Here is a 12,681-nt window from a genome sequence, read left to right as displayed (position 1 = left end):
TTGTCGACATAACTATAATATAACCACATTCTACCTGCTGGTATGTTACCTGTCAATAATATATCTGAATATTACGAACTATTGACTTATTCTGAATTATGTGCAAAATTATAGGTATACCTCATCTTGTCGACATACGACAAGCATCCTTCTGAATGAAAGGAGACTTCTCTTATGAAAAAAGCGAAAGTAATGGTGTATAATCGTGTGTCCGGGGAAGTCCAGGAAAAACTTAAAACACGTTACAACGTCGTAAACTACCAACATATCGATCCTCTAAACCATGAATTATTCCTAGCTGATTTAAAAGACACGGAAGGAATTATCGGTCTTGAACTCCCAGTAACCGAAAAATTATTACAACAGGCACCGCTTTTAAAGATTGTATGTAATGTGTCGACCGGTTATAACAATCTGGACATCGAAGCGATGACAAAATACAGCGTGATGGCTACAAACACGCCTGGTGTGCTCGAGGAAACAACTGCTGATGCAGTGTTTGGGATTTTGCTGGCAACTGCCAGACGCATTCCGGAACTTCACAATTATTTACGGAGCGGTGGCTGGAAACAGTATCTGACGCATGATCAATTCGGCGTCAATGTCCACCACAAAACAATAGGCATTATTGGGATGGGTACGATTGGCTCACTTATCGCCAAACGAGCGCACGGCGGATTCAACATGAATGTACTCTATCACAATCGCACACGTAACGAAGACGCAGAAAAGAAATACAACGCAACCTACTGTGAAATGAATACGTTATTAACGAAAGCAGATTTCATTTGCTTAATGACGCCCTTAACACCAAGCACGAAAAATTTAATCGGGAAACGGGAATTTGATTTAATGAAAAGCTCTGCTATCTTTATCAATGGTTCCCGAGGAGCAACAGTTGATGAAACCGCACTAATTGAAGCCTTAAAGCAGAAAAAAATTCGGGCTGCTGGTTTGGATGTATACCGGCAAGAACCAGTAAACCATGACAATGAATTACTCCAGCTAACAAACGTCGTTACCACACCACACATTGGATCCTCTACCTATGAAACAGAATTAGCCATGTCGAGACTAGCCGCTCAAAACCTGATCGAAGGGTTAAGCGGAAAGAAGCCTGCCAATTTAATCAATAAAGAACTTTTCATTCAAACGGAGGGAAATGAATATGAAATTTAACACGGATAATCTCTTTCGTAAAGATGAGCAGTATGTATGGCATGCTATGAAGAAATATAATCCAGATGCAACAATGATCACAAAAAAAGCGGATGGCGTCTGGATAACAGACATTAACGATAATAGATACCTAGATGGAATGGCTGGATTATGGTGTGTGAATGTCGGATATGGCCGACCGGAAATCGCCGATGTCGCCAGTGAGCAGCTTAAGGAAATGTCTTACTATCCATTAATGAATAGTCATTTACCCGCCATAGAATTAAGCGAGAAGCTCAACGAATGGCTAGGCGATGATTATGTGATTTTCTTTTCTAATAGTGGTTCTGAAGCGAATGAAACGGCATTAAAGATAACGAGACAATATTTCCATCAAATAGGTGAACCTAGTAAACACAAAGTTGTGTCCAGATACCGTTCTTACCATGGAAGTACCATTGCTACACTCGCAGCTGGTGGTCAGATGCAGCGCGCCTATAAATATGAACCGTTAGCACAAGGATTCTTACATGTAGCTCCTCCTGATTGTTATCGAAGTGGCTTCCACCGAGAAGATGGAACGTGTTGTATCGAAGCTGCCAACGATATAGATAAAGTGATGACTTGGGAAATGAGTGAAACAATTGGTGCAGTCATCATGGAACCGATCATTACAGGTGGAGGCGTTCTTGTTCCTCATGATAGTTACATGAAACGAGTCAAAGAGATTTGTGAGAAGCATGGCGCATTATTGATCTGTGATGAAGTTATTTGTGGATTCGGCCGAACCGGTAAACAATTTGGATTTAAACATTATGACGTGCAGCCTGATATTGTCACGATGGCGAAAGGATTAACAAGTGGATATATGCCTCTTGCCGCCACTGCAGTCAAACGAGAAATCTATGAAGCTTTTACTACCACTGACGATTATGATCATTTTCGTCATGTTAATACATTTGGCGGAAGTCCTGCTGCGTGTGCAGTAGCTTTGAAAAACCTTGAAATCATCGAAGAAGAACAGCTGATTCAAAACGCTGAATCACTTGGTGAATGGCTATTGCATGAACTACAGCCTTTAATGGATCACCCGAATGTAGGAGATATCCGCGGAAAAGGATTAGTTGCTGGTATTGAATTAGTGAAAGATAAAACGACAAAAGAACCAATAGAAGAGGAACGGGCAGCAAGCATTGTGAAAATGTGTAAAGAACAGCATATATTAATAGGCAAGACTAGTGATACTGTTGCTGGATTTAATAATATTATTACTATGTCTCCGCCGCTTTCCATTACCCAGGATGAACTCCAACTAATGATTGATGCATTGAAAATGGCAATCGCCAAATTATAATGAACCGAAAGGAGCTTATTTATGATTATTGGCGTTCCTAAGGAAATAAAAAATAATGAGAATCGTGTTGCGCTGACGCCGACAGGAGTTGCACAATTCATCGATAATGGACATCAAGTTGTCATAGAAAAGAACGCTGGTACTGGCAGTGGTTTTTTAGATCAAGAATACTTTGAAACTGGTGCAATTATCGAGGATAGCACAGACAATGTGTGGAATCAGGCTGATATGATTCTAAAAGTGAAAGAACCATTAGCATCAGAATATCGTTATTTCCGTGAAGACCTTATCCTTTTTACTTATTTACACCTAGCAGCAGAACCAGAATTAGCAAATGCTTTAATTGATTCAAAGATAACAGCTATCGCTTATGAAACCATTGAAGAGAATGGCAAACTTCCCTTGCTTACACCAATGAGCGAAATCGCCGGACGAATGGCTTCACAAATCGGTGCACAGTTTTTAGAAAAAATACATGGTGGAAAAGGGATTCTCTTATCTGGTGTACCTGGCGTCTCACGGGGTAAAATAACGGTTATTGGCGGGGGCGTTGTCGGGACTAATGCAGCCAAAATCGCCATCGGTTTAGGTGCGGATGTGACAATTATTGATCTTAATCCTGATAGATTGCGAGAGTTGGATGACTTGTTTGGCAACCACATCCGTACACTGATATCCAACCCTGCAAATATTGCCACTGCAGTGACAGAGGCTGATCTGGTAATCGGTGGCGTACTCATCCCTGGCGGTAAAGCACCGAAGCTCGTATCGGAAGAAATCGTAAAAAAAATGAGTCCTGGTTCTGTCATTGTCGATGTCGCGATTGATCAAGGCGGCATTGTCGAAACAGTCGACCACATCACCACTCACGATCACCCTACGTACACCAAACATGGTGTCGTTCATTATGCAGTAGCAAACATGCCTGGATCAGTCCCAAGAACAGCAACGAATGCACTAACCAATGTCACCCTCCCCTATGCACTCCACATTGCAAATAAAGGGCTGAAGGAAGCTTGTAAAAGACGACCATCGATTCAAAAAGGGATTAATGTAGCAAAGGGAAAAATTACACACGAGCTAGTTGCAAAAGAACTTGAGGAAGCATTGGCTAAATGAGGATATAATGTATAACTTGTTCTGTTTTGTTTTCGTTCAAAGACGGTAAGACTACCGGGAGTTATAAATTCTCAGTGTGTAATACTAGAAAACAAACAACATACTACAGATAGAATCTTTTTACGTCTAGACGTAGTTGAAGCATACTGCGAAGTAATACAATTTGGCGAGATTTCTTCATGCTAACAAGCGTTCGTTGAAGTCATTTTGAACGATTTCATGTGCTATGATATCGCTCCGGCCAACCACTCCGCGTCCTGTGGGGCACGGCTTCAGATAGGCTACTACTTGAAATAACATCTGTGCTGCCTTGTGCCGAAGAAGCTTACCTCGAAGCGATACTAGAAGACACAGGCACAGACTAAGTAGATCTTCAGCTCGCGCTGATCCCACGGGAGTCTCCGTGGTTGGCCTACGCTATAGTTTAGGCTCTACAACCAATGGTAGAGGTAGTATTTTGACCTGTGTGCCTTATGATTTCTCACAAAAAGCATCTATCTTCTAGATAACATGGTATGCTTGGTTCCACTGCTGAATGTAGGAATATAATACAATGTATATCAAAAGAGGGAAGTTCCTCCAATACTTTATCTTATTACAGCGGGAAAAATGCGATAAGAAAATATGTCTGCTGCTATCCATACATTTTCAAGAAAGTAGTATAAACACATGAGGATACCGCTCAGCATACCATTAGTTGTAGTATCTAACATTAACGTAGTCCAACTACGGAGACTCCCGCGGGATTGTGCAGGTGCTGAAGAACCACTTTGTGAAGCGCCCTTCTTCACAAAGTTAGCTTCAGCCGTGCTCCGCAGGACGCGGAGTGGTTGGACGGAGTGGCATTCTAGCAGACAAACCATGTCAAAATGGTCTCCCAGCTGATCGCGATACCTATATTTCGCGGTTCTTGTTACTTCGCAGTATATCTATACAGTATAATAGAAAACCGAACATAACATGAATATCGTTCTTGACGACATTTCATGCATGTTCGGCTATTAATTAGACCACAAACGTATTCAAGTTTTCCTTATTTTTCTTATCTTCACTTCCCATTTATTAAACTAATTTTTGTATTGCTTCGGTTACCACATCTACGACCCATTGCAAGTCTTCTTCTTTCGATATCAGCGGTGGAGCGATGATCAGGACGTTGCTGTAGCCTGGTACTGTATCGCCATTCTTACCGATGATGATCCCTTTTTTCTTACACTCCTGGATAACAAAATCGACTTTCTCATCTGATGCTGGTGCTTTTGTTAATTTGTTTTCCACCAATTCAATACCACAAAGGAATCCGGCGCGACGGCATTCACCGACGTATGGGAGGTTCTCAAGCTGACGAAGTCTGTCAAGTATTTGATTGCCAAGTTTTTCGACACGATCAACAATTTGCTCTCGTTCAATAATTTCGATATTCTTTAAGGCTACCGCACATGAAGCTGGGTGACCTCCGTAGGTAGAAACATGACGGAAATGATCGTGTTGGTCATCTCCTTTAAACTTTTCGTAAATATACGATTGAACAGCTGTTGCACCAAGTGGTAAATAACCGCTCGTTAACCCCTTCGCCATCGTGACGATATCAGGTTGGACTCCCTCTGAATGCATAAATCCGAACATTTTCCCGGTACGTCCGAAACCGGAGACGACTTCATCCATAATTAGCAGCACATCATATTTCTCACAAATAGCTTGCACTCGTTGCAAATATTTCGGCGAAGGTACAAGGACACCTCCACCAGAAATAATAGGTTCCATAATGACAGCAGCTACTGTTTCTTCACCTTCCCAGACGATGGTTTGCTCTAACATATCTGCTGCAATTAAATCAGATCCCTCTCCTCCCTTATCAAACATACAACGATAACTGTATGGTGGGACAACATGTAAAAAGCCTGGTACACCTGGATCATACTTCATCCGTCGGTTCGCCTGAGCTGTTGCACTCAATGCACCTAATGTCGTACCGTGATAGGCACGATAGCGAGAAATGATCTTATACTTCTCTGGATTACCATTTTGTTTATGGTATTGGCGTGCGATTTTAAACGCTGTTTCATTTGCTTCAGAACCACTATTTGCAAAAAATGTTTTATAGGATGCGCCTAATGTTTCACTAATTTTTGCTGATAGATCGATGGCCGGCTGATGGCTTAATGTTAATGGTGAATAGGAAAGATTCATCATTGTATTTGCAGCAGCCTCTACGATTTCTTTCTGTCCATGCCCTAAATTCAAGCACCAAAGTCCTGATACGCCATCAAAATATTTTTCACCTGATTCTGCTGTAAACCATGCTCCTTCACCATGAGAAACTACCATTGGTCGTGTTTCAGGATTGAATCTATTTAATGCATGCCATAAATGTTCTTGTTTCTGTTCTGTTTTAATTAATGTACCTACCATTCTATTCCCCTCCCAATTATCGGACGTTTATTACACCGCTGACTTTTTCTTTTCTAAAACCGGTTCAACCTTCGTATTAAATTGATATGTTTTCTTACCCCAGACTTTAAATATTTTTAAAATAATTAAATAGACTGGAATTGGGGCAATTAATAGTAAGATTCCTATTGTCATGGATAACGTTCCACCACCGATTCCCATAATGGTCAATACCGTTACAAACGAAAATGTCATAAACACATTCATCATTCCTAATTCGACTGGTGTTGCTGATTTAAGTGAAGGATCGATCATTCTGACTAATGCAATGCCACTTGGTGTTGTTGCCGTTGCAGCTCCAAACAATCCTAACGTTCTGCCAAAATCGTCCTCGCCTCCTAGACGTTGACCAAAATAGACAACAACCAAAACGGTAACGACCGTGATAATAATTGACTCTATTAATATGGGTATAAGCCATTCACCTATAATACTGAATTGTACTGCCATAAAGGAACAAACAATTAAATAATCTGTCGCCCAACCAGTAATTTTAGATTGAAATGTATTGTTAAGCAGATAATCAATACCTAATTTTTTCATCATTGCTTTTACAATATAAGCTGCCACCAAACCATGAACGAATAACATTGCACTCATACTTGCACCGATCCCTGGAACAAACGACATCAGCCATGACAAGCCTAAGGCCATAATGTAACAGACTCCCATGATCGCAAAGTGGAAGGTCATAGTATCCATATTGCCGCTATATATCGTCTCTTTTCCAAGAGATTTTTCTTGTTCACTTTTGACGTAATAACCTCTTTCTACTGCCTGATCAATTTTCGCCTGGCCAAAATTCTTAGCTAAGCCTTTCTTCAATCCATATTTCGCAAGAGGGACACCTACTAAGAAACAAAAAATAAATCCGATTGCTGCAAACGTCATCCCCACCATCGCTGCATTCTCAATACCATACTGCTGTTCAAAAATAGTACCAAACGTTGCCGCCTGTCCAGGTCCTTGTGTAAAAGCAAATGGAATTAATAAGCCATAAAACGGATCCATATTAAACTGTCCACCAATTGCCAAAATGATTACTATACCAACAGCCGGCGTCAGTGCATAAAGTAGTGTCCATAGGATCCCCATTCCAAGCGCACCTTTTGCAATTTCTTTTCCTTTTGAACCTTTAGATTCTTTTGATTTCCGGACATTTGTTAAACCGATTGAAATAAAAGATAATGTAAATAAATGTGTAACAATCGTTGTGAATACGCCAGGATCAGATACACTATCCATTCCAACATTCATTACAACAATCCCAAGAATTCCTCCAATAACACTTGCCGGCACTAACATATTTTTAAAAAATGGTATTTTCGCTCTTCCTATGACACCAAGACACAACATAATGCTGGCTAAACCAAAAGCAATCATAAAATTCAATTAGATAACCCCCTACAGATTTTTAAAGACCTCTACTCCCCACAAGCGAAAGGCTATGTTTTCTGTCTTTATCTATGAATATGGTTACAACGAAACAGCTGACATCATATTTAATTGTGCTTCTACACGTTGATACGTATAATTGTGAGCATCTGCTACCGCACGATAAGTAACAATACCATTCATCGTATTTACACCTTTGGTTAATACTGGGTTCTCAATTACAGCTTTTTCAAGCCCTTTATTGGCAATTTCTAAACCATACGGACCGGTAACATTCGTTAATGCAATCGTTGAGGTTCTCGATACGGCACCAGGCATATTAGCTACAGCATAATGAACAACACCATGTCGCTCATAGGTTGGGGCACTGTGTGTCGTAATGTGATCAATTGTTGCTATTGAACCACCTTGATCGATCGCGACATCGACAATAACAGATCCTTTGTCCATTGTTTTTACCATTTCTTCGGTTACGAGCTGTGGTGCACGTGTCCCTGGAATTAATACTGCTCCGATCAACAAATCGGCTTGTTTAACAGCTGAAGCGATATTATAAGAATTGGATACCATCGTCTGTACTTGGCCATTAAACAGGTCATCTAATTGACGAAGACGCTGAACATTAATATCGAGGATTGTAACACTTGCGCCTAATCCTAGTGCGATTTTAGCAGCATTGGTACCAACGATTCCTCCACCGATTATCGTGACTTTTGCTTTCGCTACACCAGGTACCCCGCCTGGCAGGATCCCTTTTCCACCGTTAGACTTTTCCAAAAAGCGGGCACCGATTTGAACGGACATTCGTCCAGCCACTTCACTCATAGGTGTTAAAAGTGGTAGTGAACCGTCTTCTAACTGGATCGTTTCATAAGCAACAGCTTGCACACCTTTGTCAATTAATGCCTTGGTCAGTGCTGGTTCTGCAGCCAAATGCAAGTACGTATATAAAATTAATCCTTCATAAAAATAGTCATATTCTGATGGTAATGGTTCCTTCACCTTTATTACCATTTCTGCTGTCCATACCTTACTTGCACTTTCAAAAATCACTGCTCCTGCCTCAGTATACTCCAGGTCAGTAAAGCCGCTGCCTTCACCGGCATTCTGTTCGATCCATACTTCGTGACCTGCCTGTTTATACATTTGAACCCCTGCTGGCGTAAGTCCTACGCGATTTTCATTGTCTTTAATTTCTTTTGGTACACCAATAATCATTGTGTATTCTCCTCTCTTGTAACGAAGTTAGATTAATAGATATATCCCATAAAAAAGATTAGTCCGTGAATCACATGAAAGAAAACTCTTTCTGCTAATAAATGATTAAGCCATTTTCCCACATAGCCTCCTAAAATGATTAAAGGAATGTAGATAAATGCTAGTAATAAATCTTGAAATGCAATGACATCGAAACCAATGTAAAAGATGATCTTCAATGTATCCATAATTGCCAGTAATACAATAATATTGGCCGTAAACGCCTGTTTACTCATCTTTTCCTGAGAAAAGAGAACCGATAATGGGATCCCGCCAGAATTTGCTGCGGCTCCAATTAATCCTGATAGAAAGGCGCTAACTTGTCGAATTAGCTTGGTGATGACTGGATGTATGGTCCGCTTCTGAACTTTCTTGTCTGACTTACGAGAAGCATTCCAAAGGCTAAAACCACAAATAATGGATAATACGCCAATCCCTCTTCGGATGATGTCATCCGGTACAACGGTTAGTATTAAGCTTCCTATTAAAGTACCGATCACTGCCAATGGAAGCATTTGATAAAATAGTTTTTTATTAATTGATTTCCAATGTGACCGAACGCCATTGACATTGCTAAACCATAATATTGGTGCAAGTAAACCGACTGATTTCGCTGATGGCATAAATAAGGTTAGAATCGGGTTCAGTACAATTCCGGCACCAAACCCGAAGCCCACTTTCATAAGTCCACTGATAAAGGCAAACACACATAGAATCACTACCAACTCTGTCATCTGATTGGATACTCCATTTACTTACGAGCGTAAATGGTTTTCCATTCTGTATAGAAGGAAACAGCATGTTGGCCTAGTTCTCTAAAACCGCCAATTCCTGTTGCTTTAATCCCTCCAAATGGCATTTGTGGTTCACTGTATGCGGAAGGTAAGTTTATATGGACTAAGCCTGATTCTATTTCTTCCACGTATTGCAATGCCCAATCAATGTTTTGTGTGTAAATACTAGATGAAAGCCCATAGCGAATGTCATTTGCTTGTTCTAGACAAGCATCAAAATCATCAAACGGAATCATAACAAGAACAGGTCCAAAAATTTCTTCCTGTGCGAGTTTACTTTCCTGTGTGACATGGTCAAATAAAGTAGGCTGGATGAAATAGCCCTTATTCTCTTCTACTGCAGGCGGCAATCCACCGAAGGCCAGGTCAAGCTGTTCATCGATCCCTGATTGAATATAGGATCGAACAGTACGATATTGCTGTTCATCGACGACAGGTCCCATAATAGATAACGCATCATGTGGGTTACCGACACGAACATTAGCTAGCTGTTTCGTAAGCTCTTTTCGAAACGCTTGATGAACAGACTGATGAACAAAAATTCTGCTCGTTGCCGTACAACGCTGGCCACCATCCAACAGCCCACCAGCGATCACATCAGCTGCTGCTCGCTCGAGATTAGCGTCCGGCATAATGATAAAAGGATTTTTCCCACCCATTTCAGCCTGGAACCTGATCCCTCTAGGTGCGACCATTTGGTTAATGATTCTTCCAGTATCCGTCGAACCAGTAAAAGATACTGCTTTGATCGTTTCGTGCTCAGCAAATTTTTTCCCTACCTCTGGTCCTGGCGCAATCACCATTTGCACTAATCCCTCTGGTAGTGAACTGGCATCAAATATTTCCTGAAGCTTCTCTGCAATTAAGATCGTTTGTGGTGCCGGCTTCCAGACGACAGCATTTCCAGCAACTAATGCCGGTGCGATTTTCCAAACTGGAATCGCGAGTGGTACATTCCAAGGTGTAATAATTCCGACAACCCCTAACGGACGTTGCACAGAATAAGCCATGATGTTAATGTCTGTTGATGGGATGGTAGTACCTGTCAACCTTGCCCCTTCACCGGCTAAAAATCTCAAGATCGATGTGGTACGGTCTACTTCTCCTGCTGCCTGTGCCGTACACTTCCCAGCCTCATCGACTAATAATTGGGTTAGTCCTTCTTTTTCTTGTTCGATCAGCGTTGCCAATTCAAGTAAGACATCGCCTCGGTTTGGTGCAGATGTTTTTCGCCAAACCTTTTGGGCTTGTTCTGCTGACTCGATCTTTTGATTGATCTCTTTTTCATTGATTATTCGTAATGCGCCAAGCTTTTCTTTCGTAGCTGGATTAATAGTTTCCATTTCTTTCTCTTCTGTAATGCTCGTCGTTCCCATACGAAACGCCTCCTCTACTTCAATTCTATAAGGTGTATTTTTCTGAATATTCAGAAATTTAAAGCTATTTGTATACCTAGTTAGTAACAAGTTCCTTATTTTCATATACTGCTTTCCCATCAATATAAGTAGACTGAATCTTAATATCTTTTATTTTCTCTGGAGCAATGCTGGTAGGATCTTCTTCTAATACAGCGAAGTCAGCACATTTCCCAATTTCGATACTTCCAACATTTTCTTCATCAAAAATTAATTCTGCACCGTAAATTGTCATCGACTTTAATGCTGTGATCACATCAATACGCTGTTCTGGTCCTAAAATTTTGCCACTGCTTGTCGTACGGTTAACAGCTGCCCAAACCGAGAATAAAGGTGAAATTGGTGTTACTGGACAATCAGAATGCAGGGTGAATAATAAGTCATTATCGACCGCATCTTTCAGTGGACTGATTCTTCGACCTCTGTCCGGGCCGAGGAAAATGTTTTCGTGGCGATCTCCCCAGAAATATACGTGATTGATAAAGAATGATCCGGCAATACCTAAACGAGCCATATTTTCGATATCTTCTGTTGTTGCTGATTGTACGTGTTCGATTCGGTGTTTATGATCCTCACGTGCGCTATTGATAATCGCATTTTCGTAAGCATCAATAATTGAACCAATTGCTCTGTCGCCGTTACCATGAGTGGTAATTCGGAATCCACGTTTATGTAGATCCAAAACTTCTTCATTCAAGTCTTCCTGAGCAAAAATCAAATCACCGTAAACACCTGGATTTTGATAATAAGGTTTTCGCAGTGCACCTGTTAGTCCTTGAATCGAACCATCCTGGAACATTTTCGCGCTATCTAATCGAGCTAGTCCATTTGATTTTTCTTTAATTTCCTGATCTATCTGCTCTGGTGTATAACCACCATATGGTTGACCATCGCGTAATAAAAAGTGCATGATCATTAATTGGGTACGCATCGGATTTATGCCATTTGCAGCTGCTTTCGTATGGACTTCTAATTCCGCAAGTGTACTAACCGCCGCATCTGAATTTGTCGTAATCCCTTGTGCTACGTATTCTTGAGCAGCATATCGTAAGTCTTCGATCATTTCTCCTTCTGTTTTCTGAGGCATCTTGACTCTAACTGGCATCTGTGCTGCTGCTTCATATAATACCCCGTTTAATTTACCTTCACTGTCTCGTCCGAAGTGCCCACCTGATTCTGGATCCTTTGTATCATCCGCTAATCCTGCTAGTTCTAATGCGGCAGAGTTAGCAACCGCTAAATGTCCTGATGCATGCATTAAAATAACTGGGTGATTCGGTGAAACTGGATCTAGATCAGCACGAGTTGGGTGGCGAAGTTCAGCTAATAATGTATCATCATAGCCAAAACCTACAATCCATTCGCCGTCAGCTGTATTTTCTGCTTTTTCTGCTATCAGTTCTTTAAGATCTTCAATTGTTTCATTTGGTGGTGTGCTGCAATTAAGCATATCGCGCATTGTCCCAGACATTAAAATGTGGTTATGTGTGTCAACAAAGCCCGGTAGTAACGTTGCGCCCTGTAAATCTATAACATTAGTATTATCGGTAATCGTTACTTCCCCCGCTGGCGGCTCGCTCTCTTCCCAAACCCCTACGATTCTACCATCTGCAACTGCTACAGAACCTGCTTTGTGGTTTTCCTTGTCCAACGTTAACACATTAGCATTTTTAAATAATAAAGTTATTTCTTTCATTGTCTCGCTCCTTTTAATTTTTTAGTTGAAATGAAGTAATGA

At 40.9% G+C, this 12,681-nt stretch carries 9 protein-coding genes; 3 read left to right on the top strand and 6 right to left on the bottom strand.

Features of this window, described 5'->3' with window-relative positions; translation table 11 throughout:
* Nucleotides 1–174 precede the first annotated feature (174 nt).
* From MUN87_RS19830 to ald (MUN87_RS19820), 3 genes are read left to right on the top strand one after another with little or no spacing between them, the layout of a single operon-like run.
* Entirely contained in the window at nt 175–1,179 is a 1,005-nt protein-coding gene (locus MUN87_RS19830) for a 2-hydroxyacid dehydrogenase (RefSeq protein WP_244743330.1), read from the top strand.
* Entirely contained in the window at nt 1,163–2,512 is a 1,350-nt protein-coding gene (locus MUN87_RS19825; protein ID WP_244743327.1) for an aspartate aminotransferase family protein, read from the top strand. Before MUN87_RS19830 ends, MUN87_RS19825 begins: the two co-directional genes overlap by 17 nt.
* Before the next feature lie 21 nt (nt 2,513–2,533).
* Entirely contained in the window at nt 2,534–3,631 is a 1,098-nt protein-coding gene (gene ald, locus MUN87_RS19820) for an alanine dehydrogenase (protein WP_244743325.1), read from the top strand.
* A gap of 1,062 nt (nt 3,632–4,693) precedes the next feature.
* On the opposite strand, the gene MUN87_RS19815 is transcribed toward ald (MUN87_RS19820), so the two are convergent.
* From MUN87_RS19815 to MUN87_RS19790, 6 genes are all read right to left on the bottom strand, one after another.
* Nucleotides 4,694–6,043, bottom strand: a complete 1,350-nt coding sequence (locus tag MUN87_RS19815) for an aminotransferase (protein WP_244743323.1) — start codon at nt 6,041–6,043, stop codon at nt 4,694–4,696.
* A gap of 30 nt (nt 6,044–6,073) precedes the next feature.
* Nucleotides 6,074–7,465, bottom strand: a complete 1,392-nt coding sequence (locus MUN87_RS19810) for a sodium/glutamate symporter (RefSeq protein WP_244748021.1) — start codon at nt 7,463–7,465, stop codon at nt 6,074–6,076.
* Nucleotides 7,466–7,558: 93 nt separating this feature from the next.
* A complete protein-coding gene (gene ald, locus MUN87_RS19805) occupies nt 7,559–8,695 on the bottom strand; it encodes an alanine dehydrogenase (RefSeq protein WP_244743321.1) in 1,137 nt (378 codons plus the stop codon).
* Nucleotides 8,696–8,727: 32 nt separating this feature from the next.
* Entirely contained in the window at nt 8,728–9,468 is a 741-nt protein-coding gene (locus MUN87_RS19800) for a sulfite exporter TauE/SafE family protein (protein ID WP_244743319.1), read from the bottom strand.
* 17 nt (nt 9,469–9,485) lie between these two features.
* Entirely contained in the window at nt 9,486–10,904 is a 1,419-nt protein-coding gene (locus MUN87_RS19795; protein ID WP_244743317.1) for an aldehyde dehydrogenase family protein, read from the bottom strand.
* 76 nt (nt 10,905–10,980) lie between these two features.
* Entirely contained in the window at nt 10,981–12,639 is a 1,659-nt protein-coding gene (locus tag MUN87_RS19790; RefSeq protein WP_244743314.1) for an amidohydrolase, read from the bottom strand.
* Between the last annotated feature and the right edge of the window lie 42 nt (nt 12,640–12,681).

This window comes from Gracilibacillus salinarum (assembly GCF_022919575.1).
In the GTDB taxonomy this organism is placed as follows: Bacteria; Bacillota; Bacilli; order Bacillales; family Amphibacillaceae; genus Gracilibacillus; species Gracilibacillus salinarum.
Note: the sequence above shows the minus strand (reverse complement) of the source record. Positions and strands in the feature narration are given on the sequence as shown.